At 63.3% G+C, this 24,731-nt stretch carries 24 protein-coding genes; 8 read left to right on the top strand and 16 right to left on the bottom strand.

Going from position 1 to position 24,731, the window contains the following annotated elements; genetic code table 11:
• Positions 1-103: 103 nt before the first annotated feature.
• The 11 genes from ABQX22_RS08910 to arsC all read right to left on the bottom strand — a co-directional run bounded on the left by ABQX22_RS08910 (position 104) and on the right by arsC (position 8,663).
• Positions 104-916: an ABC transporter substrate-binding protein gene (locus ABQX22_RS08910; protein WP_349798567.1), complete on the bottom strand. Its 813-nt coding sequence runs from the start codon at positions 914-916 to the stop codon at positions 104-106.
• Between the two features lie 321 nt (positions 917-1,237).
• Complete coding sequence (locus ABQX22_RS08905) at positions 1,238-2,026, bottom strand: AraC family transcriptional regulator (protein ID WP_349798565.1); 789 nt, start codon at positions 2,024-2,026, stop codon at positions 1,238-1,240.
• A 36-nt stretch (positions 2,027-2,062) separates the two neighbouring features.
• Positions 2,063-3,316, bottom strand: coding sequence for an FAD/NAD(P)-binding oxidoreductase (locus tag ABQX22_RS08900; protein WP_349798563.1), 1,254 nt, complete (start codon positions 3,314-3,316; stop codon positions 2,063-2,065).
• Complete coding sequence (locus ABQX22_RS08895) at positions 3,313-3,549, bottom strand: (2Fe-2S)-binding protein (protein ID WP_349798561.1); 237 nt, start codon at positions 3,547-3,549, stop codon at positions 3,313-3,315. Before ABQX22_RS08895 ends, ABQX22_RS08900 begins: the two co-directional genes overlap by 4 nt.
• Positions 3,542-4,663 (bottom strand): NAD(P)/FAD-dependent oxidoreductase, encoded by a 1,122-nt coding sequence (locus ABQX22_RS08890; protein ID WP_349798559.1) that lies wholly within the window; start codon positions 4,661-4,663, stop codon positions 3,542-3,544. Before ABQX22_RS08890 ends, ABQX22_RS08895 begins: the two co-directional genes overlap by 8 nt.
• Positions 4,660-5,610 (bottom strand): 4-hydroxyproline epimerase, encoded by a 951-nt coding sequence (locus tag ABQX22_RS08885; RefSeq protein ID WP_349798557.1) that lies wholly within the window; start codon positions 5,608-5,610, stop codon positions 4,660-4,662. Before ABQX22_RS08885 ends, ABQX22_RS08890 begins: the two co-directional genes overlap by 4 nt.
• Before the next feature lie 106 nt (positions 5,611-5,716).
• Positions 5,717-6,400, bottom strand: coding sequence for a GntR family transcriptional regulator (locus ABQX22_RS08880; RefSeq protein WP_349798555.1), 684 nt, complete (start codon positions 6,398-6,400; stop codon positions 5,717-5,719).
• A gap of 90 nt (positions 6,401-6,490) precedes the next feature.
• Complete coding sequence (locus ABQX22_RS08875; RefSeq protein ID WP_349798553.1) at positions 6,491-7,162, bottom strand: DNA-3-methyladenine glycosylase I; 672 nt, start codon at positions 7,160-7,162, stop codon at positions 6,491-6,493.
• A gap of 136 nt (positions 7,163-7,298) precedes the next feature.
• A complete protein-coding gene (locus ABQX22_RS08870; protein WP_349798551.1) occupies positions 7,299-7,715 on the bottom strand; it encodes a DUF2069 domain-containing protein in 417 nt (138 codons plus the stop codon).
• Positions 7,708-8,313: an NAD(P)H:quinone oxidoreductase gene (gene wrbA / locus ABQX22_RS08865; protein WP_349798549.1), complete on the bottom strand. Its 606-nt coding sequence runs from the start codon at positions 8,311-8,313 to the stop codon at positions 7,708-7,710. Before wrbA ends, ABQX22_RS08870 begins: the two co-directional genes overlap by 8 nt.
• On the bottom strand, positions 8,310-8,663 hold the full coding sequence (arsC, locus tag ABQX22_RS08860) for an arsenate reductase (glutaredoxin) (protein ID WP_349798547.1): 354 nt from the start codon (positions 8,661-8,663) through the stop codon (positions 8,310-8,312). The genes wrbA and arsC overlap by 4 nt, the downstream gene beginning before the upstream one ends.
• 114 nt (positions 8,664-8,777) lie before the next feature.
• Here arsC and ABQX22_RS08855 point away from each other — a divergent pair, with 114 nt between their 5' ends.
• Entirely contained in the window at positions 8,778-9,245 is a 468-nt protein-coding gene (locus tag ABQX22_RS08855) for a TlpA family protein disulfide reductase (RefSeq protein WP_349798545.1), read from the top strand.
• 128 nt (positions 9,246-9,373) lie between these two features.
• Here ABQX22_RS08855 and ABQX22_RS08850 read toward each other — a convergent pair whose 3' ends face one another.
• The 3 genes from ABQX22_RS08850 to ABQX22_RS08840 form a co-directional block, all read right to left on the bottom strand.
• Positions 9,374-9,811: a hypothetical protein gene (locus tag ABQX22_RS08850; RefSeq protein ID WP_349798543.1), complete on the bottom strand. Its 438-nt coding sequence runs from the start codon at positions 9,809-9,811 to the stop codon at positions 9,374-9,376.
• Positions 9,812-9,984: 173 nt separating this feature from the next.
• Positions 9,985-10,968, bottom strand: coding sequence for a 2-hydroxyacid dehydrogenase (locus ABQX22_RS08845; RefSeq protein WP_349798542.1), 984 nt, complete (start codon positions 10,966-10,968; stop codon positions 9,985-9,987).
• A 252-nt stretch (positions 10,969-11,220) separates the two neighbouring features.
• On the bottom strand, positions 11,221-13,974 hold the full coding sequence (locus tag ABQX22_RS08840) for a response regulator (protein ID WP_349798540.1): 2,754 nt from the start codon (positions 13,972-13,974) through the stop codon (positions 11,221-11,223).
• Between the two features lie 215 nt (positions 13,975-14,189).
• Between ABQX22_RS08840 and ABQX22_RS08835 the strand changes: the two genes are divergently transcribed.
• Both ABQX22_RS08835 and ABQX22_RS08830 read left to right on the top strand, forming a co-directional pair.
• Positions 14,190-14,930: a response regulator transcription factor gene (locus tag ABQX22_RS08835; RefSeq protein WP_349798538.1), complete on the top strand. Its 741-nt coding sequence runs from the start codon at positions 14,190-14,192 to the stop codon at positions 14,928-14,930.
• A complete protein-coding gene (locus ABQX22_RS08830; RefSeq protein ID WP_349798536.1) occupies positions 14,923-16,287 on the top strand; it encodes a sensor histidine kinase in 1,365 nt (454 codons plus the stop codon). The genes ABQX22_RS08835 and ABQX22_RS08830 overlap by 8 nt, the downstream gene beginning before the upstream one ends.
• 355 nt (positions 16,288-16,642) lie before the next feature.
• On the opposite strand, the gene ABQX22_RS08825 is transcribed toward ABQX22_RS08830, so the two are convergent.
• On the bottom strand, positions 16,643-17,104 hold the full coding sequence (locus tag ABQX22_RS08825) for an REP-associated tyrosine transposase (RefSeq protein WP_349798534.1): 462 nt from the start codon (positions 17,102-17,104) through the stop codon (positions 16,643-16,645).
• Between the two features lie 739 nt (positions 17,105-17,843).
• On the opposite strand from ABQX22_RS08825, the gene cysM reads away from it, so the two are divergent.
• From cysM to ABQX22_RS08800, 5 genes are all read left to right on the top strand, one after another.
• The gene (gene cysM / locus ABQX22_RS08820) at positions 17,844-18,785 is read left to right on the top strand and encodes a cysteine synthase CysM (protein ID WP_441005256.1); all 942 of its coding nucleotides are present in this window, start codon (positions 17,844-17,846) and stop codon (positions 18,783-18,785) included.
• On the top strand, positions 18,785-20,140 hold the full coding sequence (gene rlmD, locus ABQX22_RS08815) for a 23S rRNA (uracil(1939)-C(5))-methyltransferase RlmD (RefSeq protein ID WP_349798532.1): 1,356 nt from the start codon (positions 18,785-18,787) through the stop codon (positions 20,138-20,140). The genes cysM and rlmD overlap by 1 nt, the downstream gene beginning before the upstream one ends.
• Positions 20,141-20,299: 159 nt before the next feature.
• Positions 20,300-22,543, top strand: a complete 2,244-nt coding sequence (relA, locus tag ABQX22_RS08810; RefSeq protein ID WP_349798530.1) for a GTP diphosphokinase — start codon at positions 20,300-20,302, stop codon at positions 22,541-22,543.
• Positions 22,544-22,705: 162 nt separating this feature from the next.
• Complete coding sequence (mazG, locus tag ABQX22_RS08805; RefSeq protein ID WP_349798528.1) at positions 22,706-23,539, top strand: nucleoside triphosphate pyrophosphohydrolase; 834 nt, start codon at positions 22,706-22,708, stop codon at positions 23,537-23,539.
• 26 nt (positions 23,540-23,565) lie between these two features.
• Entirely contained in the window at positions 23,566-24,108 is a 543-nt protein-coding gene (locus tag ABQX22_RS08800; RefSeq protein WP_349798526.1) for a DUF2058 domain-containing protein, read from the top strand.
• Positions 24,109-24,289: 181 nt separating this feature from the next.
• On the opposite strand, the gene ABQX22_RS08795 is transcribed toward ABQX22_RS08800, so the two are convergent.
• Complete coding sequence (locus tag ABQX22_RS08795; protein ID WP_349798524.1) at positions 24,290-24,595, bottom strand: DUF3110 domain-containing protein; 306 nt, start codon at positions 24,593-24,595, stop codon at positions 24,290-24,292.
• Between the last annotated feature and the right edge of the window lie 136 nt (positions 24,596-24,731).

Raw genomic sequence — 24,731 nt, 5'->3', positions numbered from 1 at the left:
GCGGCCCTCGACGCTCCGCGTCATCTGCCGTGGGACGCGGAGCGTCCAGCGCTGCATTCCCACGCAGAGCGTGGGAACGATCAGCGATCAGAAGGTTGCCTGCTCAGTAATAAACCCCCGGCACGGTCAGATCCACCGGCTTGCCGCCGACCCACTTCTCGTACAGCTCGGCATACCGGCCCGAGCGCACTTGCTGGTTCACGAACAGGTTCAGGTAGTGGATCAGGCCGTACTCGTTGCGCTTGGCCGCCAGTGAAACGTAGTCGATGGTGTACGGCGCGTTGCCGGCGATTTTCAGGTTTTTGTATTTGCCGGACTTGATCGTCGCCGCCGCCACGGTGTTGGTCACCACCGACGCATCGATATGACCCTGAGCGACCGCGAGGATGGTGTCGTTCTGGGTCTGGTAGGCGCGGAAGCTGCCGCTGCCCCATTTCTTCACGTCTTTTTCCAGGGCGATGGCCTCGAAGGTGCCGCTGGTGTTGCCCACCGGACGGCCCTTGAGGTCATCGAAGGTGGCGATCTTGGTGTCGTCGCGGGTCAGCACTACCATCTGGAAGGCGAAGTACGGAATGCTCATCGCCACCGTCTTCGCCCGCTCCAGCGTGTCGGACGTGGACGCCACAATCACGTCGGCGCGCCCCGACACCAACGCCGGGATCCGGTCTGGAAACGGCGTTTCCACCACTTCGGCGGTGACACCCAACACCTTCGCCAGGTCGTTGCAATAATCCACGTCGAACCCGACCGGCACGTTCTTCTCGTCCCGCGAACCCATCGGCGGGAAATCCAGCGTCACGGCGCAACGCAGCTTGCCGGAGTCGATGATGTCATCGAGCTTGTCGGCCAAGGCGGTGTTGATAACGCCGCTACTCATGACAGCGAGGAGGGCTACGGCAACAGCGTGGTTTTTCATAGAAGCCTCGTGGGATGAAAGTGATGGGACGGTCGAATAAGTAATTTCGTATACGATATTTTCATTGCATGGACTGTGCCTGTTTTGGCGTCGGCGTAAGGACTTGGTGTAGATCAGGCACTTAGCAGCGAAGGGAGCGTGTCGCGGGAGAAGTTGAGGCTTTGGGCTGTTACATAAAGGAGCAACCGTGCTTCGTTGGTGCACGATCCTTGGACGCTGGAATTAATCTTGTTGGAGCGAGGCTTGCCCGCGAAGAGGGTGTGTCAGGTTCGTATCTGCTGATAGGACAACGCGTTCGCGGGCAAGCCTCGCTCCAACATTTTACGATTGCGAATCCCGAAACTGACTCGGCGACACCCCGGTCAGCGCCCGGAACTGCCGGCTGAACGCACTGTGATCGGTATACCCGCACCGCAGTGCGATCTCGGTGATCGACAAATCCTGCAGCAACAACCGCGACGCCTCCCCCAGCCGGGCCTTGTGGATCATCTGCCGGGGCGTCAGCTGGAAGATCCGCTTGCAGTGCCGTTCCAGTTGCGCAACGGACAAGCCGGCAATCGCCGTCAGTTCTTCCAGCAGGATCGGTCGGGCGAAGTGCTCGCGGATGTAGGCATCCACCTCGACCAGCTTGTGATACGCCGGGTGGGTGGACTGCAGGGTTTGCAGGTCCCGGGAGATACCGGCCAGCCCGATGACGTCCCCGGCGTCATTGCGCAACGCCAGTTTGTGGGTCAGGCACCAGATCGGTTGATTGGCGTAATACAGGTGCAATTCCAGCTGATCGCTGAGTTGCCTGCCGTCGGCCAGCACCCGGCGGTCCTGTGCGGTGTACAACGGCCCGAAGCGCGCGGGGAACACGTCTTCGGCGGTCCGGCCCACCAGTTCATGCTTGTGCTTGCAGCCCAGACGCTGGGCCAGGGTCTGATTGACCAGCGCGTAGCGGGCCTCGCGGTCCTTGATGAAAAACACCACGCCGGGGATGGCGTCGAACAGCGGCGCCACCGGCGCGAGGCTGGCCAGCAGTTGGTCGAGGGTGTGCAGCGGCGAGGAGGGCATCAGATCAAGCAGGTTCACGATCAGGTCAGCCACGACGAAGGGTGAAGCGATCATGGGGCAACAGGGCGGCGCAGCGCAATCGGGGGGGGGTTAGACCTCGCTTTCATCCAGGCACATCAGCGTCGAGATGCGCGCCGGGGTGAAGGGCGGCCGCAAGCTCGGCGGCTCCCAGCCAAACAGTGTCTGAGCGGCAGTCGAGCAAATGCGCCCCTGACACGCGCCCATGCCGCAGCGGGTGTTGAGTTTGGCGTTCGTCCACCCGCTGTGACTGATCAGCGACGACAGCGGCACATCCTCACAGCGACAGACCAACGTGTCGGGCCGCGCCAGTTGCTTAAGGGCCGGGCGCAGGGCAAACGCGCGGTTCAATCGGTCGGCAAAGCGCTGCCAGTGCTGGCGCTCCGGCCACAGCGCACGGGCTTGATCGGTCTTGCCCACTGCGGCGAGAGCCGCGATGCGACCTTCCACCAGCGCCAGCTCGCTGCCCCCAAACCCGGTGCATTCGCCCGCCGCATAGTGATCGTTGACGCTGCTGGCCTGCCATTCATCCACCGTGATCGCGCGATCCGTGATGCCACAGCCCAGGGCCTGAGCGATTTCCACATTGGGCACCAGGCTGAAGCCGCAGGCCAGCCGCTCGCAGGCAATCTCTTCCACCCGCGAGCCCACTTGCACGCGCACCGCTTCCAGCCGATCCGTGCCCAAGGCCTCCACCACCCAGGCTGAGGTCCGATACTGCGCACTCGCCAGTCCTACCGCCTGAATCGCCTTGTTCGGCCACGCCCACAAACCACTGGCGAAACCGCTGACAGCCCCCAGCGACGCTTGCTCGGCGATGCGCTGAACCTTCGCACCGTTGGCGCTGGCCGTCGCGGCGCTGGCCAGTAGCAGCGGACCGGTGCCGGCGACCACCACGCGTTCACCGTCCACCGACAATCCGCCCTTGATCAGCGCCTGCAAACCGCCTGCGCCGGTCACGCCTGGCAGGGTCCAGCCGGGGAAGGGCAGCAGCAGCTCCCGCGCCCCGGTGCAGAAAATCAGCGTGTCGTAACTCAGCAGCCAACCGCGCTCGGCGTCTTCCAGCAACAGCTTTTTGGCACCGGCCAGCGCCACCACTTTGGTGCCGCTGTGCAGCTCAATATTGCTGTGGTCGGCAAGGCGCGTGCGCATGTTCCGGGCTTGGGGCGGCAAGTGCGCCTTGGGCCCGTCGCGCCAGATTTGCCCGCCCGGCAGCGGGTTGTCGTCCAGCACCGCGATGGAGATTCCGCTGGGCGCTGCCGCCAGTGCCGCCGCCATGCCCGCAGGCCCGGCGCCGATGATCAGCAATTCAACATGGCGGGTCATGGGCGGGTCTCCACGCGCATGCCTTCGCGGCACAGGGTCTGACAGGCCAGGCGGCGCACGCCATTGATGTTCACCCGGCATTCCTGGCAGATGCCCATGCCGCACAACGGCGCGCGACGCTGGCCGCTGATCGAGGTGCGGCTGCACTGATCGCCGACCGACATCAAGGCGGCAGCGACGGTGGTGCCCTCGGCCACGCGCAACGGTTGGCCGTCGATACTCAACTCAGGCATGGGCGCGGGCTCCAATGAAGCGTTCCGGCAGAAACGGCGTGACGTCCAGCGGCAGCGGGGTGCGCAACAGTTGCGCCGCCAGCAGTTGCGCGGTGCCGGTGGCGGTGGTGACGCCCAGGCCTTCGTGGCCCACCGCCAGCCACAAACCGGGCTGCAACGGGTGTTCGCCAATCAGCGGCTGGCCGTCGGGGCTCGCCGAGCGAAACCCGGTCCAGCTGCGTACGCCGTTCATCTCGCCCAGACCAGGCAGGAATTCGCTCGCCCGGCGCAGCATGCGGCCCAGCATCGCGGCATCGATGGCCGGATCGTGATTGTCGAACTGCCGGGACGAGCCGATGAACAGCTGCCCGGTGGGTCGCTGCTGCGCGTTGAACGCCACCGAAGGACCGGCGCTGTTGTGGGCGCTGGTGACGTAACCCAGCTCCACCAGGGTGTGGGTGATCTGGATCGGGTAGCGCTCGGTGATCAGCAAATGACCCTTTTTAGCCTGCAACGGCAGATCGGGGCACAGCTCGCGGGCGTAGAGGCCGCTGGCCAGGACCACGGCGCTGGCCGTGAGCCGTTCGCCGCCGGCCAGTTGCACGCGATTGCCTTGCACGTCGATCACATGGGCGACGCGTTGAGTCACGCCCTTGGCCTGACGCTGCAACAGCCAGCGCGCGGCGTTGGGGGCGTACAGAATGCAGTCGCCGCTGACCCTCAAGCCGCCCGACAAACCGGCGCGCAACGCGGGCTCTGCCGCCGCGACCGCTTGCGGCCCCAGCACTTCGCAGGCCACGCCGTGATCGCGCAATACCGCTTGCTTGCGCTCGGCTTCGGCCATTTCGGCGTCGTTGCAGGCCAGCCACAGCGTGCCGTTTTGGCGCAGGGCGCAGTCGTCCGGCATCTGGCTGGCGAGCTCGCGCCACAGCCGCACCGAGTATTCGCCCAGCGCCAGTTCAGCCGGGTTGTCGTCCAGCACCACCAGGTGGCCCATGCCCGCAGCGGTCGCGGCCGGGCGCTGGCCATCGAGCACCAGCACCTCAAGGCCGCGGCTCGCCAGTGCGTCCGCGCAGGCTGCACCGATGATGCCGCCGCCGATGATGATCACGTCAGCGGCATGGCCCTGAATCATGGACGGATGCCCCAGGCGAACGGGTCGTCGGCGTCCAGTAATAAGGTGGCTTCGGCGCTGATGTAGGCGCGGCCGCGAATGGTCGGGATGATGCGGTCACCGATCTGCCGCTCGCCGCCCAGCCACTGGAAACTGCCGTCGAAGCGGCTGCCGATGACGCTGGCCTGATCCCAGATCTCGCCCGGTTGCAACTTGCCGTCGGCGGCCAGGCACGCCAGTTTGGCGCTGGTGCCGGTGCCGCACGGGGAACGGTCATAGGCCTTGCCGGGGCACAGCACGAAGTTGCGGCTGTCGGCCTGATCGTCGTCGGCGAACAGCTCGATGTGGTCGATCACGCCGCCGTCTTCGCCGCGAATGCCCTGGTTTTCCAGGGCCTGGCGCACGGCCCAGGTGTAGTCGGTGAGCGCGTCCAGGTTATCGTTGCTGACCCGCAGGCCGTGATCGGAAATCAGGAAAAACCAGTTGCCGCCCCAGGCGATGTCGCCGCTGACGCTGCCGATACCCGGCACGTCCACGGCGAAGTGTTTGCGGTAGCGATAAGACGCCACGTTCTGCACGCTGACCGACCCGTCCTCGTGCAGCAGCGCTTCAACCGTGCCCACCGGGGTTTCGATGCGGTGCACGCCGGCGCCGATCTTGCCCAGGTGCGCCAGCGACACGATCAGGCCGATCGTTCCGTGGCCGCACATGCCCAGATAGCCGCTGTTGTTGAAGAAGATCACGCCGGCAGCCGCTTCGGGGTCCACCGGTTCGCAGAGCAACGCGCCCACCAGCACGTCACTGCCACGCGGTTCCAGCACGGTGGTGGCGCGCCAGGCGTCAAACTGATCAGCCAGGACCTGCTTGCGTTCGGCCATGGAGCCGCGGCCCAGGTCAGGAAACCCGTCGAGCACCAGTCGTGTGGGCTCGCCGCCGGTGTGGGAATCAAGAATGCGGATGCGTTTCATGGGTCACCTGAGCTGTAGGACAGTTCACAGGGTGGCGAGTATCGCGGGCGAGGTCTTGACCGATTTCCCCCAGCCCGATGACGAAATCAGCACAGCCCTTCGCCGGTCACACTTCGCTGATGGACGCGTCGGGCAGGTGCGCGTAGAGCGTTCGGCACACACCGATGATGTGGTGCTCGATCAGTTCGGCGGCTTTGTCCACGTCTCGATCGGCACAGGCGCGCAGGATGTCCCGGTGCTCCAGGTCCGCGCGCTCCTTGCCTTCGTCAAAGCTCATTTGCACCCGCAGGTAGCGTTCGACCTTGTCGTGGATGGAGCGAATCATGTTCAGCAGAAAGGGCCGTTCCGCCGCTTCGTAGAGACAGGTGTGGAAGGCCCAGTTCAGCTCGGCCCAGCGCCCGATGTCGTCGTCGCCGATGAACTCGTCGCAGATGGCGCTGGCGCGGGCAAGGTGGGCGGGGGTCATCTTCGGCACCGCCAGGCGGATGGCCTGGGTTTCCAGCAGCACCCGCACTTCGAAGATCTGCGCCAGCTCGGGCTCGGAAATCCGCGTGACCACGGCGCCCTTGTTGCGCTGGAACTGCACCAGGCCTTCAGCTTCAAGGCGCTTGAGGGCTTCGCGCACCGGGATTTTGCTGACGTTGAACACCCGGGCGATGTCGTCCTGGCGGATGGGCTCGTCTTCGGCGAACTGGCCGGAGATGATCGCGTCACGCAGGTGCTTGGCAATCACCTCGGACGCGGAGGGCGCAACGCCAAGGTTTGGAGCGTCAGTGATCTGAAAGGGCACGCGGGTTGCTCGGGCAGTGGGTGGAATGGCGAATATTGTATACGACCGCCCACGGTTTCACGCGCGGCCTCCACGGCGAGCCGAAAAAGATCAGTGATTCACGGTGTACGCGAGCATGGCGGACAACTGGCACAACGGGCGGCCGCTTTGTTCGTGCCACTGGTTGAACACGTCCTGCACGATGGCTTGGTCGCGCTGGCTGGTGGGCACGCGGTCGACGATGTTCTGCGCGTTGAGCGCCGCGACCACATCCCACGTCGGGATGAAGGTGTCCTTGCCGACCATGCGCAGAAAGCGCGGCGACGACAGACCGCCCATCTGGTTGCCGTGTTTGGCCAGGTAACGCCACAGGCCGACGATGTCGGTCACGGGCCAGTCGGCGATGAACGCGGCAAAACTGCCCTGGGATTCTTCGATGTCGAGGATCATCTGCGCGTTGCGCGGCACGCTCTTGAGCTTGCCCAGGTGGCGGATGATGCGCTTGTCCTGCATCAGGCGTTCCAGGTGGTCAGCGCCCATGAGCACGACTTTTTCCGGGTCGAAACGGTAGAACACTTCTTCGAAGGCCGGCCATTTGGAATCCACCAGGCTGTGCTTGAGCCCGGCCCGAAAAACCCGCAGGGCCATGGTCGACAGGTAGCGGTCGATGCTGATGGCCTTGAGTTTTTTCGGCGTGGCGGGGGTCGGCAGATGCGCCTCGAGGGCGGCGGCGGAACCAAAGCGGTTGAGGCAGTATTCATTGAGCCATTTGTAGTCTTGCATGCCCTCTCCAAAAAATGTGTGCACGTCTTTACTGGCGAAACCCGGTCCCCCTGTAGGAGCGCGCTTGCCCGCGATTGCAGTGTGTCAGACGACGGATGGGGCAACTGATTCACCGTCATCGCGGGCAAGCGCGCTCCTACAGGGAAGCGGCGTGGGCCAACTGCCGGGTGTACTGATGCCGCCAACGCACATACAACAATGCGCTGACAAACACCGCGACGCTGGCCAGCATCTCCAGCACGCCGAACAGCGCGCGGTGGGGGTCGTAGGCGGCCAGCGCGCCCTTGATGAAATACAGATTCACCACAAAGCAGGTCCACGAGTGCCCGCGGGCGCTGCCCGTCAGCATGCCGGGTGTGAGTAGCAGCAGCGGCACCAGTTCAATCGAAAGAATCACCCACGGACGAGCGCCGTGCAGGTCGGCCAGCCACAGGTAGTAGATCGTCAGTAAGCCGATCAGCCCGAAAAAGCACAGCAGCGCGGCGACCCGGCCCCAGCGAACCCGGGGTTCAAGCCATGCCAGCGCCGGCAGTGCCTTGGGCGTTCTAGCCACGCGAGGGGTCCAGCAACAGCGCGGTTTTCGCCAGACGCTGGCCGAGTGCGCGGCACAGGGCGGTTTCGTGTTGATCCAGCGGGCGCTTGCCGTCGGCACCGGCGTGGTGACTGGCGCCATAGGGCGTGCCGCCGCCGCTGGTTTCGATCAACGCCGCTTCGCTGTAAGGCAGGCCGGCGACCAGCATGCCGTGGTGCAACAGCGGCAACAGCATCGACATCAGCGTGGTTTCCTGGCCGCCGTGCAGGCTGGCGGTGGAGGTGAACACGCTGGCCGGTTTGCCCACCAGCGCGCCGGTCAGCCACAGGTTGCTGGTGCCGTCGAGAAAGTATTTGAGGGGCGCGGCCATGTTGCCGAAACGGGTCGGGCTGCCGAGGGCCAGGCCGGCGCAGTTTTTCAGGTCATCGAGGGTGGCGTACAGCGCGCCGCTGTCCGGAATGCTCGGCGCCACCGCTTCGCAATCAGCGGAAATGGCGGGGACGGTGCGCAGTCGCGCTTCCATGCCGCCCATCTCGATGCCACGGGCAATCTGCCGCGCCATTTCGCTGGTGGAGCCGTTGCGGCTGTAAAACAGAACCAGAATGTACGGCGCGCTCACGGCAGGATCTCCTGGATGTTTTCCGGTGGACGGCCAATGACCGCTTTGTCGCCGACGACCAGGATCGGCCGTTCGATCAGTTTTGGATGGGCCGCCATGGCCGCGATCAGTTGCTCATCGCTCAGGCTCGGGTCGGCCAGGTTCAGGGTTTTGTATTCGTCTTCGCCGGTGCGCAGCAGTTGACGCGCGCCGAAGCCGAGCTTGCTCAGCAGGTCGCGCAATTGCGCGGCGTCAGGCGGGGTGTCGAGGTAGCGGATGATGGTCGGGGCCAGGCCGCGGGCTTCAAGCAGTTCCAGCGCGCCGCGGGATTTGGTGCAGCGCGGGTTGTGATAAAGCGTCAGATCGGTCATTTGCAGGTCGCCTCCAGCGTCGGGTGGCGGCTATTCTACAGTCGTGACGAGAAAGGCCAACCCGTGGCGTGAAGGGCTGGCATCGACGGTAACTTCAGAACAGAGAGGCAGATCATGACAAGGCGGTTGGCGGCAGCGATGGTCCTGATCGGCAGCGTGCTGCTCGGTGGCTGTGGCGTGGACCTGGGCACCGATCAGGACGGCAACAAAGTCGCCAGCGAACGCGTCGACAAGCACTGGCTCGTGGTGAACTACTGGGCCGAATGGTGTGGCCCGTGTCGCACTGAAATCCCGGAGCTGAACTCGCTTTCGCAGCAGATGAAGGACCAGCAGGTCAGCGTGTTCGGGGTCAATTTCGACGGCCTGCAGGGCAATGACCTGAAAGCGGCCACCCAGGCACTGGGCATCCAGTTCACCGTCCTGGCCCAGGACCCGGCCGAACAATACGACCTGCCCAAGAGCGAAGCGCTGCCGGTGACTTACATCATCGACGACAAGGGCAAGGTGCGTGAAACGCTGATGGGCGAGCAGACTGCCGCCGGTGTGGCGCAGAAGGTGGCCGAGCTCAAGGGCAACGGCTGACCTAGCGTTTTGATCGTGCCCACGCTCTGCGTGGGCATGCAGCCCTGACGCTCCGCGTCAAAGGACGCGGAGCGTCCCCGATAGGCATTCCCACGCAGAGCGTGGGAACGATCAGCGCCTTGCCGTCATCAAGCCGCTTTTTTCACGCACGCCGGGCACAGGTGCTGCTCGCCATCGACTTTCCAGCCAAGCTCGGCAATCCGGGCTTCGGCGGCGGGCTTGAGGGCCTTCTGGCCGTCCTTGCCTTCTGCCATGAACTCGACGTCCTGGGTTTTACCGCAAGCGTTGCAGTTGACCTTCCAGGTGTGAATCGCCAGTTCCGTGAACGCCGGACCGTTGGCCACCGCGACCCATTGGCCGGGCGGGTTGATCAGGTGCCGGACTTTTTCAACGTTCAGGCGCATGTGCAGGGTCTTGCTGCCCTTGACGGTGACCAGCAGCACGTCATCGGGCTTGATCGAACCGCCGTTGCCGGTCACTTGATAGCGACCGACGGCCAGGCTGCGGCACTCGATCAGGGTGTGTTGCGGGGTGAGCATGCTGTAGCGAAAATCGTGTTCGGCCATAGGGGTCTCCAAATAGGCGCGCATGCTAACACTTTAGAGGCGGCTGACCCTGACACACCGCGATCAAACGGTAGGAGCGCGCTTGCCCGCGAAGGCTGAGCGCCAAGCGCCGGAGGTGCATTGAATGTACCGGCCTCATCGCGGGCAAGCGCGCTCCTACAGTGTTGAGTACGTCAAACCAGATTCTGCGGGCTGCCGGCCGCCCACGCGGTGATGTTATCCAGCGTGGTCTGGGCAATCGCGCCCAGCGCCTCGCGGGTCAGAAACGCCTGGTGCGCGGTGATCACCACGTTGGGAAAGGTCAGCAACCGCGCCAGCACATCGTCCTGCAGCGGCAGGTCGGAGCGGTCCTCGAAAAACAGCTTGGCCTCTTCCTCGTACACGTCCAGCCCCAGATAACCCAGTTGCCCGCTTTTCAGCGCTTCGATCAGCGCCGGCGTGTCCACCAGCGCGCCGCGTCCGGTGTTGATCAGCATCGCGCCCCGTTGCATGTGGTTCAGCGACTTGAAGTTGATCAGGTGCCGGGTCTGGTCATTGAGCGGGCAGTGCAGGCTGATGATTTGCGCTTCGGTCAGCAGCTCGTCCAGCGGCAGATAACGCGCGCCCAGGGCTTCGACCGCCGGATTGGGGAAGGGGTCGTACGCCAGCAGCTTGCAACCGAAACCGGCCATGATGGTGGCGAACGTCGCGCCGATCTGCCCGGTGCCGACCACGCCCACGGTTTTGCCGAACAGGTCGAAACCGGTCAGGCCGTGCAGGCTGAAATCGCCGTCGCGGGTGCGGTTACAGGCGCGGTGCAGGTGCCGGTTGAGGGACAGAATCAACGCCACCGCGTGTTCGGCCACCGCGTGGGGCGAGTAGGCGGGTACGCGCACCACGGTCAGGCCCAGGCGCTGGGCGGTGGCGAGATTCACGTGGTTGAAACCCGCCGAGCGCAGGGCAATCAGCCGCGTGCCCCCGGCAGCCAGGCGTTCGAGCACCGGCGCGCCAAGGTCATCGTTGATGAACGCGCAGACCACCTCGAACCCGTCCGCCAGCGCCACCGTGTCCAGCGTCAGGCGCGCGGGCTGGAAATGCAGGTCGACCGCCTCCGGAATCCGCGCGGCAAGAAAACTGTCCTGGTCGTAGGTCTGGCTGCTGAAGATCAGTGTGCGCATGAGTCATCCTTAATGTGATCGCGGCGCTTGTCCGCGCCACCGCGGTTTCTCTGTAGGAGCGAACTTGTTCGCGAAAGCGGTGTGTCAGATAACACATCCGTCACAGGCACACCGCAATCGCGGGCAAGCGCGCTCCTACAGGGGATGCTTGCGTGAATCCTGTAGGCGTGAACGTGTTCGCGAAAGCGGTGTGTCAGGCCGACGGAGGTGCCTGCTTCGCCAACACGTTGGCGCCTACAGAGCATTTCCCCTCTAAGCATGCACCCGCGCTTCCATCGCCACGCGGATGATGGCTTTGTCCAGTTCATCCAGGGCGATGTCGACCTCGGGGGCATCTTGCTTGAGCAGGGTCTCGCTGCGCTGACAGGCCGCCCTCAGCTGCGGGACCCCGCAATAGCGAGTGGCGCCGTGCAGTCTGTGGACACGTTCGATCAGGGCGATGTGGTCATTGAGCGCACGCGCCGCACGGATCGCTTCACGGTCGGTGTCCAGCGAGGCCAGCAGCATGGCCAGCATGTCAGCGGCCAGATCAGCTTTGCCCGCGGCCAGACGCAAGCCTTCATCGTGATCGAGCACCTGCAGGTTGCCGGTGCCGTGGGAAATTTCCGGGTGTCGCTCCGGCACCTGATTGCGCAGCGCCAGTCCGGTCCACTTGAGCACCACCTGCGCCAGTTGCCGTTCGCTGATGGGTTTGGTCAGGTAGTCGTCCATACCGCTTTGCAACAGGGCGCGTTTTTCGTTGGCCATGGCGTGGGCCGTCAGCGCCACGATGGGCAGTGACGTGCTGTGCCGCTCGGCTTCCCACGCGCGAATCACTTCGGTGGCCTGTCGCCCGTCCATGCCCGGCATCTGCACGTCCATCAGCACCAGATCGAACGCCTCGTCCTGCACCGCCTGCACGGCGGCATAACCGTTGTCGACCGCCATCACCTTGGCCCCCATGTCTTCCAGCAGGGTTTGCACCAGCAACAGGTTGGCCGGGTTGTCGTCCACACAGAGCAGGCGCGGCGGGCGACTGTTCAGCGGTTCGGCCACTTCGTTGCGTTGCTGCTTGGGCGCGATCAACTCCGCCAGGGCACGCCGCAATTTGCGGGTGCACGCCGGTTTGGCCTGCAACTGGCTGTAAGCGTCGGGCACCGACAACTGATACAGCGACTGTTCAGTGGTCGGGCACAGCACCAGCACTTTGCAGTCGAGGTTTTCCAGGTCCCAGATCTGCTGGCGTAGCCGTTCGGGGGGCAATTCGTGCGCGGTAACGCCAAGCACGGCCATGTCGATGGCGTGCGGGGTCTGGTGCACCACCGTCACCCCGTTGATCAGGTTCTCCAGGTTGTTGAACACCATCGGCTGCAAGCCGCAGTCCTCCAACTGGTGCTCCAGCGCCTGGCGCGCAAGGTCGTGGTATTCCAGCACCGCCACCCGACGCCCCAGCAATGGCGGGGCGGGCAGGTCTTCGATGTCGTCGCGGGTCTTGGGCAGGCTGAGGCTGATCCAGAATTCCGAACCTTGCCCCGGCGTGCTCTCGACGCCAATTTCGCCGCCCATCTGTTCGATCAGGCGCTTGGAAATCACCAGCCCCAGGCCGGTGCCGCCGGGCTGGCGTGACAGCGAATTGTCGGCCTGGCTGAACGCCTGAAACAGCGCGCGCACGTCCTGGGTCGACAGGCCGATCCCGGTGTCCTGCACGCTGATGCGCAGTTGCACGTGGGAATCCTGATCGTCTTCGATCATCGCCCGGGCAACGATGGTGCCTTCGCGGGTGAACTTGATGGCGTTGCTCACCAGATTGGTCAGGATCTGCTTGAGCCGCAGCGGGTCGCCCACCAATGACAGCGGCGTGTCGCGGTAGACCAGGCTCACCAGTTCCAGCTGTTTGGCGTGGGCGGCGGGGGCGAGGATGGTCAGCGTGTCCTGCAACAGGTCACGCAGGTTGAACGGAATGGTGTCGAGCACCAGCTTGCCGGCCTCGATCTTCGAGAAATCGAGGATCTCGTTGATGATGCTCAGCAGGCTGTCGGCGGATTTTTCGATGGTGCCCAGGTAATCGTGCTGACGCGGCGTCAGTTCGCTTTTTTGCAGCAGATGGGTGAAACCCAGGATGCCGTTGAGCGGGGTGCGGATTTCATGGCTCATGTTGGCCAGGAATTCGGACTTGATGCGGCTCGCTTCCAGGGCTTCCTTGCGCGCCAGGTCCAGCTCGATGTTCTGGATCTCGATGGTTTCCAGGTTCTGGCGCACGTCTTCGGTGGCCTGTTCGATGCTGTGCTGCAATTCTTCCTGGGCGTTCTGCAACGTGGCGGCCATGCGGTTGATGCCCGAGCCGAGTTCGTCCAGCTCGTGACTGCCCATGGGCGGCAGGCGCGCTTCGAGGTTGCCGTCCTTTAATTGGGCGACCACGTGTTTGATCTGGGCGATCGGGCCGTTGATGGTGCGGCTCATGCGCAGCGCGAGAATGGCGGTCAGGACCAGCCCGGTGACGATCAGCAGCAGGCTGGCGAACAGGCTGCGATAGCCGCGCAGCAGGGTCCCGTTGTGAGAAAGCTCCAGTTCGACCCAGCCCAGCAGCTGATCGGCTTCCTGCGGGATGACCTCGCCGGTGAGGTGGCGCTGGCGCCCGAAGACCGGCATCAGGTAGCGCGTGGCGTCGTTTTCCGAACGCTGCAGCAGGTGCGTGGCGTTGCCGATGGGGGCCTGATTAATCATGCTCGGCCCAGCGTGCGCCAACAGATTGCGGTCGGCATCGAGAAACGACACGGCCCGCACATCAGTCTGCTCCAGCGTCTGTCCGGCGATCCGTTCCAGCATCGGCTTGTCGGCGTGCGCCAGGGCCGCGGCAGACAGCGGGGCCAGTTCATTGGTGATCATCTCACCGCGCTTGAGCAACTGGGCCTGCAGCTCCGACAGCTGCATCCAGGTGAAATAGCCGCCCAGCAACGCCGCCATCAGGCAGGCCGGTACGATGGTCAGCAGCATTACACGGCTTTTGATGCCCAGTTTGGTCAGCACACGTTCTCTCCAGCAACCCGGCACAAGTTAACAAATGCATGCGCCCTGCAGTGCGCTGCAGGTTTGCGTCACTGGGCAGTGTAGACAGTTGCCGGTCGGGAATCCCGGCAAATCAATCGGGCGGTGCGTTCAGTGCGGCGATCCTTGACCGGCTGCCTTGCTCAGCGGCGTGCAATCTTGAATAATCGCCACCTGAGAATCAGTCGCAGAAGCTAATGACTCCCGAAACTATTCACCGCCCCAGCGTGCTCGCCATCGAGGACGATCCCGTGCTCGGGGCGTTCGTCCACGACCAGCTGGATCGCTGCGGCTTTCGGGTGACCTGGTGTCAGAACGGCGTGGACGGTCTGGCCCATGCGCAACGCGAGACCTTCGACGTGGTGCTAATGGACATCCTGCTGCCGGGCATGAACGGCCTGGACATTCTCACCCACCTGCGCCGTGAACAGGCCACGCCGATCATCCTGATGTCGGCGCTGGGGGCTGAAGCGGACCGCATCACCGGCTTTCGCAACGGCGCTGACGATTACCTGCCCAAGCCCTTCAGCGTCGACGAGCTGCGGGTGCGCATCGAAGCGATCCTGCGACGGGTTGCACTGGAGCGGCGCTTCACTATGCCGTCGGCGCCATCGCCATCGCTGCCCGAGCGCGCGGCCGATCAACTGTCGTTCGACGAAACCCGCTGCGACGTAAGCTTCGCCGACCGCCGTGCCGAACTGACCCCCAGCGAATACCGTCTGCTGGAAACCCTGTGGCGCACGGCCGAAGAAGTGCAGAGCAAGGCCTTCCTTTATCAGCATGTTCTGCAGCGCGGGTACTCCCAGCACGACCGCAGCCTGGACATGCACGTCAGCCAGATCCGTCGTAAGCTCAAGGCCATCGGCTACGAAGCGCGGCAGTTGAGAACGGTGTGGGGCAAGGGCTATGTGCTGACCGCAGTCGATCAGGATGCATAAGCGCAGTGGCTTGCCGGGCAGGCATTCACTGTTCTGGAAACTGGCGGTGTTGCTGGTGGGCTTCTGCCTGCTGATGATCTGGCTCAGTTGGTCGTGGGGGCGGTACGTCGAGGACCAGAACGCCTACCTGTCCAAAGCGGCGCACCAAACCTTGGGCGGTTACGCCGCCGACGCCGAGCACGCCTGGCAAACCGGGGGCGCGCAGGGCATCGACGACTGGCTGCGCGAGGTCAGGCGCCATGAGCCCGGTTGGGTCGGGGTCATCGGCCGCAACCTGCAATCGCTGGGCACCGCGCCGCTGAGTGACGAACAGTTTCAGCGCCTGACCTTTTTGCGGGGCCTGGACTGGCCCATGAGTCGTCGTCAGAAAAGCGCCCCCTGGCTGAAGATCCCGTTTCCTCAGCACCCTGGCGTCGGCAGTCTGGTGATCGAACTGCCGGAGCGCTTCACCCCCGGCCGCTATCTGGTGGCCTGGCGGATGCTGACCAACGTCCTGATGCCGGCGCTGTTCACCTTGCTGCTGTGCGTCGGGCTGTATCGCCTGCTGATCCGCCCGCTCAATCAGTTGCGCGAACAGGCCAACGCCTGGCGGGCGGATCGTTTGTCCAGCCGGCTGTCGCCGCAGATGACGGAGCGCCGGGACGAGCTCGGCGAACTGAACCGAGCGTTCGACCACATGGCCGAGCGCCTGCAGTCCACGGTCCTCATCCAGCAACAGTTGCTGCGCGACCTGTCCCACGAATTGCGCACGCCCCTGAGCCGCCTGCGCGTGGCCTGCGACAGCGAGCAGGGCGTGAGCGAATTGCGCGAACGGTTGAGCCGCGAAGTGGACGGGATGCAACGGCTGGTGGACGACACCCTGCACCTGGCCTGGCTCGACACCGAGCGCGAAAAGCTGCCCGCCGAGGACATTCAGATCATCGCCTTGTGGGAAATGCTGGTGGAGAACGCCTGCTTCGAAAGCGGCTGGTCCCCCGAGCAACTGCGCTGCGACGTGCCGACCGCGTGCTGGGTGCGCGGCCACCTCAACACCCTGGCCCAGGCCTTTGAAAACATCCTGCGCAACGCCATCCGCCACTCCCCACCCGACGGCATCGTGTGCCTGAGCAGTCAGCCACACGGCGAAGACTGGCTGCTGTGGCTGGAAGACCAGGGCGGCGGCGTGGCCGAGCAGGACCTGGAACGCATCTTCGCCCCCTTCATCCGCCTCGACGGCGCCCGCCCCGGCAACGGCGGCTTCGGCCTGGGCCTGAGCATCGCCCGCAACTCCCTGCGCCTGCAGGGCGGCGACATGTGGGCGGAAAACCGGGGGAGGGGCTTGCGGATGAACATGCGGTTGCGTGCGCAAAGCGTTTAAGCGTATGGCCCGCGTTCTTCTCAGGACTGCTGCGCAGCCCATCGCAGGCAAGCCAGCTCCCACGCCCTGCGGGCAGAAGCAAAAGCGCATGCGCCCGACGCCTGTCCGCTGCTGCCCACAAGGATTTGGGCAGGATGTATGTCCGACACCCACAGGACTGCTGCGCAGCCCATCGCAGGCAAGCCAGCTCCCACGCCCTGCGGGCAGAATCAAAAGCGCATGTGCTCGACGCCTATCCGCTGCTGCCGGATTTGGGCAGGATCAAAAGCATGTATGTCCGACACCTATCCGCTTCGGCCCGAAGGGCGTGGGAGCTAGCTTGCCTGCGATCTGCCGGGCACCGGCAGCCGATACGCTAAAGCCATATGGCGTCCCAGAGCGGGTAATCGCCGATTCGGTTGACCAGTCCGGCTCGTATGGGATTTGCGACGATGTAGCGAGCGACGTCCTTCAAATTCTCTTCTCTGCGTAATGCTCGATCGTGGTAACCCTTCTGCCAGACCTGACACGGTGTACCTCTTGCTCGATTGATGCTGTGCGCACTTCTGGATTTCGCGCGGCGCATCAGCGTGGACAGCGAGCCGCGTTTCAATTCGACCAGCCAGTGAAAATGGTCAGGCATAACCACCCACGATAATGATTTAGCCGCGCCTTCTTCTTCGGCCAATCTGAATTGATCGACTACTAATCGGCCAAGGCGCCAGTCTGAAAACAGGGGGTCGCGATTATTGACGATAGTGGTGAGGAGATAGATTTGGTGTTCGCCGGAAAACCTGCCGGTACGAAGTTCGCGGGAGTGGGGTGATGCTTCAGGCATTCCTTTGCCCCTTGCTTGGTGGATTCAAACAAAGGGTAGGACGGGTGACGGCGTGGTGCAGAGAGGTAGTGGTTCTTGATGTGTCGCCGCTGACCCGACAGCAGCGCGCACATCTCACGCCGTACCGCTTCTGCCCGAAGGGATTTGGGCAGAAGCAAAAGCGCAAGCCGACGGATCCACTGCTGCCTGAAGGTATTTGGGCAGGATCAAAGCATGTATGTCCGACACCCATCCGCTTCGGCCCGAAGGGATTTGGGCAGGATCAAAAGCATGCATGTCCGCCCCCCATCCGCTTCTGCCCGAAGGGCGTGGGAGCTGGCTTGCCTGCGATCTGCCGGGCACCGGCAGCAAGACCTCCGAGTGTGGCTTGTCAGGAATACCGAGGCGTTTGATCTCAGGACTGCTGCGCAGCCCATCGCAGGCAAGCCAGCTCCCACGCCCTCCGGGCAGAAGCAAAAGCGCGTGTGCCCGACGCCTGTCCGCTGCTGCCTGAAGGGATTTGGGCAGGATCAAAAGCATGTATGTCCCACACCCATCCGCTTCGGGCAGATGCAAAAGCGCATGCGCCCGACTCAAATCCGTCCGGGTCTGCATTCCCACGCGGAGCGTGTGGAGCGATCAGTGCCGGGGCGGCGCGGCTGTATGTGTGGGAGGGTGTTTGATGAACGTGTGCTTGCCTTATTCGATTCAGCGCTATGAACCTCACTTTGCGTGATATGGCCTCGCGGCGATTGCCGGTATGATAGGCGACCCCCGCAGTCTGGATTGCGAAGACGCCATGACCCTGCAGTATCAAACCATCGCCGATTGCGTCGGCAACACACCGCTGGTGCGCCTGCAACGCATTGCCGGGCACACCACCAATACGCTGCTGTTGAAGCTCGAAGGCAATAACCCGGCGGGTTCCGTGAAGGACCGTCCGGCGTTGTCGATGATCACCCGTGCCGAGTTGCGCGGTCAGATTCATGCGGGCGACACCCTGATCGAAGCCACATCCGGTAACACCGGCATCGCCCTGGCCATGGCTGCGGCGATCAAGGGCTACAAGATGATCCTGATCATGCCGGACAATTCCAGCGCCGAGCGCAAGGCGGCCATGACCGCCTACGGTGCCGAGCTGATTCTGGTCAGCAAGGAAGACGGCATGGAAGGCGCCCGTGACCTGGCCGAGCGCATGCAGGCCGAAGGCCGCGGCAAGGTGCTCGATCAGTTCGCCAATGGCGACAACCCCGAAGCGCATTACGTCGGCACCGGCCCGGAAATCTGGCGGCAGACCGAAGGCACCATCACCCATTTCATCAGCTCCATGGGCACCACGGGGACCATCATGGGCACCTCGCGTTACCTCAAGGAGCAAAACCCCGAGGTCCAGATCATCGGCCTGCAGCCCATGGACGGCTCGTCGATCCCCGGCATCCGTCGCTGGCCGCAGCAATACCTGCCGAAGATCTATCAGGCCGACCGCGTCGACCGCATTTTGGACATGGCCCAGGATGAGGCCGAAAACGTCATGCGCCGACTGGCCCGTGAAGAAGGCATCTTCTGCGGCGTCTCCTCTGGTGGCTCTGTGGCGGGCATGTTGCGTTTGTCCCGGGAAGTGGAAAATGCGGTCATGGTCGCGATCATTTGTGACCGTGGCGACCGTTACCTGTCGACCGGCGTCTACGACGCGCCCAACTGATGGCCAAGCATGAGCGAGGCCTGCGGTTCCAGCCTGCGGGCGGGACCAGGACGGTTCAGGTCCCCACCGGCAAAAAGCAGCGCCTGACCATTGAGCGCCTGGCCAACGACGGGCGCGGCATCGCGTTCATCGAAGGCCGGACCTGGTTTGTCGCCGGCAGCCTGGCGGGCGAAGAGGTCGAAGCCCGGGTGCTGGGCGCCCACGGCAAAGTCGTCGAAGCCCGCACCGAACGCGTGTTCACCCCAAGCCCTCTGCGTCGCCCGGCACCCTGCGTGCATTTCGGGCGTTGCGGCGGCTGCAGTGTTCAGCAGATGCCCCACGACGAACAACTTGCCCTGAAACAGCGCATGCTCGCCGAGCAACTGAGCCGGGTCGCAGGCATCGAACCCGAAGCGTGGGCGCTGCCTCTGAGTGGCCCTGAATTCGCCTACCGTCGCAGGGCCCGGGTCGCCGTCCGCTGGGACGTGAAGACCAAACGGCTGGACGTAGGATTTCGCGCCGCCTCCAGTCAGGACATCATCGCCATCGAAGAATGCCCGGTGCTGGTACAGGCCTTGCAACCGATCATCACGGCATTGCCGGATATGCTCCGCCGCTTGAGCGCGCCGAAGGCGTTGGGTCATGTGGAGTTGTTTCATGGCCTGGCCACCGCAGTGCTGCTGCGGCACATGGCGCCGTTGTCGGAAAACGACATGGCGCTGCTGAAGGCGTTCTGCACCACCCACGATGCGCAGCTGTGGCTGCATGGAGAAGACGGGCCGCAGCCGGTGGACCCGTCTCAAGCGCTGGGTTATCGCCTGGCACCCTGGGATCTGCACCTGGCCTATCGCCCCGGCGATTTCGTCCAGGTCAACGAAGCGGTCAACACCGCGATGATCCAGCAGGCAATGGACTGGCTGGCGCCGCGCGAGGATGAGCGGGTGCTGGACCTGTTCTGCGGGCTGGGTAACTTCGCCTTGCCACTGGCGCAAAAAGCGCGCGAAGTGGTGGCCGTCGAGGGCGTTGCGACCATGGTCGAACGTGCGGCTGAGAACGCCGCGAGCAATAATCTGCACAACGTACGGTTTTACCAGGCGGATTTGTCCGAGCCGCTGAACAAGGCGTCATGGGCGGCAGAGGGGTTCAGCGCCGTGCTCCTGGATCCACCGCGCGACGGTGCGTTCGAGGTGGTGCGCACGCTCAAGTCGCTGGGCGCCGAACGGTTGCTTTATGTGTCGTGCAACCCGGCAACTTTGGCGCGCGACAGTGTCGAACTGATTCAACAGGGCTACCGATTAACACGCGCCGGAATCCTCGATATGTTCCCGCAGACAGCGCATATCGAGGCAATGGCTTTATTTGAAGCGAGTAAGTGAGGTCGGCGGCTCCTGGATTTGAGCCGAACCTCACACGGAGTCTCGTTTAATCCGACTGACCGCGCATGTCAGCGCCTGCTTTGCCCGGCAGGCAACGTGCGCTTTACAAGGTCAGCGACTGATGGCGCATTTCATCGCGCCTTAGGGAAGGTAAGCAGCATGGTACAGGTGAGAGCACACCAGCCGATAAACACAGACGGCAGTATCAATCTCGACGCGTGGCTCGATCACGTGGTCAGCGTCGATCTCGCAGTGGATCGACAGGCCTTGAAGGAGGCTTGCGAATTCGTCCGACAGGCCGAGCAACAGGATAACGCCGCCAAGAATCTCTGGGCGGAAGGCACGTCTAGCTTTCAGACGGGCCTGGAAATCGCTGAAATCCTCGCCGATCTCAAGCTCGATCAGGACTCATTGATCGCCGGCGTGATTTACCGCAGCGTCCGCGAGGGCAAGATTCCGTTGCCCGACGTCAGTCAGCGCTTCGGCCCTACGGTGAGCAAACTGATCGACGGCGTGCTGCGCATGGCGGCGATCAGCGCCAGCCTCAGCCCGCGCCAGTCACTGGTGCTGGGCACCCAGGCCCAGGTCGAAAACCTGCGCAAGATGCTGGTGGCCATGGTCGATGACGTCCGCGTGGCGCTGATCAAGCTGGCCGAGCGGACCTGCGCCATTCGCGCCGTGAAGAACGACGACGACGAAAAACGCAACCGCGTCGCCCGGGAAGTCTTCGACATCTATGCGCCACTGGCCCACCGCCTCGGCATCGGCCACATCAAATGGGAGCTGGAGGACCTGTCCTTCCGTTACCTGGAGCCCGACCAATACAAACAGATCGCCAAGCTGCTGCACGAGCGTCGTCTTGATCGCGAGCGCTTTATCACCGACGTGATGTGCCAGCTGGAAAACGAACTGCTGGCCACCGGCGTCAAGGCCGACATCAGCGGTCGGGCGAAACACATCTATTCGATCTGGCGGAAAATGCAACGCAAGGGTCTGGAATTCAGCCAGATCTACGACGTTCGCGCCGTGCGCGTGCTGGTCCCGGAAATGCGCGACTGCTACACCGCGCTGGGGATCGTCCACACCCTGTGGCGGCACATTCCCAAGGAGTTCGACGACTACATCGCCAACCCCAAGGAAAACGGCTATCGCTCGCTGCACACCGCGGTTATCGGGCCGGAAGGCAAGGTGCTGGAAGTGCAGATCCGCACCCACGCCATGCACGAAGAAGCCGAACTGGGCGTGTGCGCGCACTGGCGTTACAAGGGCACCGACGTCAAGGCCAGCTCCAGTCACTACGAAGAGAAGATTTCGTGGCTGCGCCAGGTCCTCGAATGGCACGAAGAGCTGGGCGACATCGGTGGCCTGGCGGAACAGTTGCGCGTCGATATCGAGCCGGACCGGGTGTACGTGTTCACCCCGGACGGTCACGCCATCGACTTGCCCAAGGGTTCGACGCCGCTGGATTTCGCCTACCGCGTCCACACCGAAATCGGCCACAACTGCCGAGGCGCCAAGATCAACGGGCGCATCGTGCCGCTCAACTACAGCCTGCAGACCGGTGAGCAGGTCGAGATCATCACCAGCAAGCACGGCACGCCGAGCCGGGACTGGCTGAACTCGAACCTGGGTTACATCACCACGTCCCGGGCCCGGGCCAAGATTGTTCACTGGTTCAAATTGCAGGCCCGGGATCAGAACGTCGCCGCCGGTAAAACCCTGATCGAGCGCGAACTGGCCCGGCTGGCGTTGCCCCAGGTCGACTTCGAGAAGCTGGCGGACAAGGCCAACTTCAAGGTCGCCGAGGACATGTTCGCGGCGTTGGGCGCCGGCGATTTGCGTCTGGCGCAGCTGGTCAATCTGGCGCAGCAACTGGTTGAACCGGAACGCGGCAACGAACAGCTGGAACTGATCCCGCGCAAGGCCACGGGCTACAAGCCGGGCAAGCGCGGCGACATCCAGATTCAGGGCGTGGGCAACCTGATGACGCAAATGGCCGGCTGCTGCCAGCCGCTGCCGGGCGACGCGATTGTCGGCTACATCACCCAGGGACGCGGCGTGAGCATCCACCGTCAGGACTGCGCCTCGGTGCTGCAACTGGGCGGGCGCGAGCCGGAGCGGATCATTCAGGTCAGCTGGGGCCCGGTGCCGGTGCTCACCTATCCGGTGGACATCATCATCCGCGCCTACGACCGGTCCGGGCTGCTGCGTGACGTCTCGCAGATCCTGCTCAACGAGCGGATCAACGTGCTGGCGGTCAACACCCGTTCCAACAAGGAAGACAACACCGCGCTGATGTCGCTGACCATCGAGATTCCCGGGCTGGATGCGCTGGGGCGTCTGCTGGGGCGGATCTCGCAGTTGCCGAACATCATCGAGACGCGGCGTAATCGCACACCTTGATGAACACGCGATCCCTGTAGGAGCTGACGAGCTCCAGCGAGGCTGCGATGCGGTCTTTCAGCTGAAACTTCATTGGCTGACACACCACCATCGCAGCCTCCCGCTGGTCGTCAGCTCCTACAGGGGCTTTGCGTAAGACTCGACTGATTTGGAAACGCTCTGATGCACACACTCCAAGACCTGCTCCACCTCATGGCCCGCCTGCGCGATCCGGCATTCGGTTGCCCGTGGGACGTGAAGCAGACTTACGCCAGCATCGTGCCGCACACGCTGGAAGAGGCTTATGAAGTGGCCGATGCCATTGAGCGTGGCGATTTCGATGACCTGCGCGGCGAGTTAGGCGACCTGCTGTTTCAGGTGGTGTATTACAGCCAGTTGGCCCGCGAAGAAGGGCGGTTCGAGTTCGACAGCGTGGTCGATGGCATCACCCGCAAACTGATCCGCCGCCATCCCCACGTATTTCCCACCGGCGATTTGTACGCGCCACTGGAAACCCCGCGCCTGAGTGAAGAGCAGGTCAAGCAGCGCTGGGAGCAGATCAAGGCCGAGGAGCGCGCGGCGAAAGCCCCTGTTCCCCAGCAGCTGTCATTGCTGGATGATGTGCCCGCCGTGCTGCCGGCGCTGTCCCGGGCCGCGAAGCTGCAGAAGCGCGCGGCACAGGTCGGTTTCGACTGGCCTGATGCGTTGCCGGTGGTGGACAAGGTGCGCGAGGAGCTGGACGAAGTCCTTGAAGCCATGGCCGATAACGACCGCGAGGGCATCGCCGAGGAGGTGGGTGACTTGCTGTTCGTGGTAATCAATCTGGCCCGTCATTTGAAAGTCGACCCGGAAAACGCCTTGCGCGCGGCCAACGGCAAATTCGAGCGTCGCTTCCGATTCATCGAACAGGCATTGCGCGACACCCAGCGTCCCATTGAAGATTGCACCCTCGAAGAAATGGACGCCCTGTGGGGCGAAGCCAAACGTCAGGAAAAGAACACGCCCAGTTGCGGCTGAGTGGTTGCTAAAGAGAGAGAGAAAAGATGGCGGGTATTTCACTTCGCGACCAGTTGCTCAAGGCAGGTTTGGTCAACGAAAAGCAGGCCAAACAGGTCTCCAAGAGCAAACAGAAAGAGCAGCGGCTGGTGCACAAGGGTCAGGCCGTGGTCGACGACTCGCAAAAGCGCGCAGCGCAGGAAGCCGCCGCCGAGAAGGCCCGGCGTGACCAGGAGCTCAACCGCCAGTTGCAGGAAAAGGCCGAGCTCAAGGCCCGCACTGCGCAGGTCAAGCAGCTGATCGAGGCCACGCGCCTGCCCAAGCTGACCACCGAGGACTACTACAACTTCGTGGACGACAAGAAGGTCAAGCGCCTGTCGGTCAATTCGCTGATGCGCAGCAAGCTGAGCAACGGTTCCCTGGCCATCGTGCACCACGGCGGTGGCTACGAAGTGATCCCGCGCGAAGCGGCGCTGAAGATCCAGGAACGCGACCCACGCCGGATCGTCATGCTCAGTGCGCCGACCGAAGAAGTGGATGGCGACGATCCGTATGCGGCGTACAAGATTCCGGATGATTTGATGTGGTGACAACAACGCAACTGTAGGAGCGCGCTTGCCCGCGAATTAATTCAACGCGGTGTGCCTGATACACCGAGTCGCCTGTTTCGCCGGCAAGCGCGCTCCTACAGGGGTTGCGCGCAATGCATCGCATCCAAAAACAAAACCCGCCGAGGCGGGTTTTGTTTGGGCAGCAATTCCGAAAGTCGTCTTACACGGACAGGCGTTTCTTTTCCTGCTCTTCCAACTCTGCAGCATAGCGCTGTGCGTCCGATTCTTGATGGAACATCCCTACCAGCTGGTCTTGTTGGCGTACATCCCAGATTTGAATGCCATCTGCAATGCTTTCATGGGAGATATGGGCGTCGTCGCGTTCACTTACAGTAACCGTCATATTGAAAACTCCTGACTCTTTTGAAATCTGCGGCAGGGCGTCGCAGGCCTCTTTTATAGAATTAGGTAGCTGCCTACGTATACGGTCCGGATCGGTAAAGGTCTGTTCGCGTTCTTGCAACAATCGCTGAAAGCCTCGTGCTTGTGCGTGTGCGGCGTTTTGTCGCAGTTGCTGAGGGGCGATGAAGATATTTTCATGTTGGATTGGGGAACATTGAAATGATCTGTAGGAGCGCGCTTGCCCGCGATATTAACGTCTC

It is taken from the genome of Xanthomonas sp. WHRI 1810A, from assembly GCF_040202885.1.
Taxonomy (GTDB): Bacteria; Pseudomonadota; Gammaproteobacteria; order Pseudomonadales; family Pseudomonadaceae; genus Aquipseudomonas.
The sequence above is the reverse complement of the archived record's forward strand: the minus strand, read 5'-3'. Positions and strand labels throughout refer to the sequence as shown.

What these genes read in the sequence shown, in the direction of transcription:
- ABQX22_RS08910 (WP_349798567.1), bottom strand. Translation starts at nt 916, where the DNA reads ATGAAAAACCACGCTGTTGCCGTAGCCCTCCTCGCTGTCATGAGTAGC.
- ABQX22_RS08905 (WP_349798565.1), bottom strand. Translation starts at nt 2,026, where the DNA reads ATGATCGCTTCACCCTTCGTCGTGGCTGACCTGATCGTGAACCTGCTT.
- ABQX22_RS08900 (WP_349798563.1), bottom strand. Translation starts at nt 3,316, where the DNA reads ATGACCCGCCATGTTGAATTGCTGATCATCGGCGCCGGGCCTGCGGGC.
- ABQX22_RS08895 (WP_349798561.1), bottom strand. Translation starts at nt 3,549, where the DNA reads ATGCCTGAGTTGAGTATCGACGGCCAACCGTTGCGCGTGGCCGAGGGC.
- ABQX22_RS08890 (WP_349798559.1), bottom strand. Translation starts at nt 4,663, where the DNA reads ATGATTCAGGGCCATGCCGCTGACGTGATCATCATCGGCGGCGGCATC.
- ABQX22_RS08885 (WP_349798557.1), bottom strand. Translation starts at nt 5,610, where the DNA reads ATGAAACGCATCCGCATTCTTGATTCCCACACCGGCGGCGAGCCCACA.
- ABQX22_RS08875 (WP_349798553.1), bottom strand. Translation starts at nt 7,162, where the DNA reads ATGCAAGACTACAAATGGCTCAATGAATACTGCCTCAACCGCTTTGGT.
- arsC (WP_349798547.1), bottom strand. Translation starts at nt 8,663, where the DNA reads ATGACCGATCTGACGCTTTATCACAACCCGCGCTGCACCAAATCCCGC.
- ABQX22_RS08855 (WP_349798545.1), top strand. Translation starts at nt 8,778, where the DNA reads ATGACAAGGCGGTTGGCGGCAGCGATGGTCCTGATCGGCAGCGTGCTG.
- ABQX22_RS08850 (WP_349798543.1), bottom strand. Translation starts at nt 9,811, where the DNA reads ATGGCCGAACACGATTTTCGCTACAGCATGCTCACCCCGCAACACACC.
- ABQX22_RS08845 (WP_349798542.1), bottom strand. Translation starts at nt 10,968, where the DNA reads ATGCGCACACTGATCTTCAGCAGCCAGACCTACGACCAGGACAGTTTT.
- ABQX22_RS08835 (WP_349798538.1), top strand. Translation starts at nt 14,190, where the DNA reads ATGACTCCCGAAACTATTCACCGCCCCAGCGTGCTCGCCATCGAGGAC.
- ABQX22_RS08830 (WP_349798536.1), top strand. Translation starts at nt 14,923, where the DNA reads ATGCATAAGCGCAGTGGCTTGCCGGGCAGGCATTCACTGTTCTGGAAA.
- ABQX22_RS08825 (WP_349798534.1), bottom strand. Translation starts at nt 17,104, where the DNA reads ATGCCTGAAGCATCACCCCACTCCCGCGAACTTCGTACCGGCAGGTTT.
- cysM (WP_441005256.1), top strand. Translation starts at nt 17,844, where the DNA reads ATGATAGGCGACCCCCGCAGTCTGGATTGCGAAGACGCCATGACCCTG.
- rlmD (WP_349798532.1), top strand. Translation starts at nt 18,785, where the DNA reads ATGGCCAAGCATGAGCGAGGCCTGCGGTTCCAGCCTGCGGGCGGGACC.
- relA (WP_349798530.1), top strand. Translation starts at nt 20,300, where the DNA reads ATGGTACAGGTGAGAGCACACCAGCCGATAAACACAGACGGCAGTATC.
- mazG (WP_349798528.1), top strand. Translation starts at nt 22,706, where the DNA reads ATGCACACACTCCAAGACCTGCTCCACCTCATGGCCCGCCTGCGCGAT.
- ABQX22_RS08800 (WP_349798526.1), top strand. Translation starts at nt 23,566, where the DNA reads ATGGCGGGTATTTCACTTCGCGACCAGTTGCTCAAGGCAGGTTTGGTC.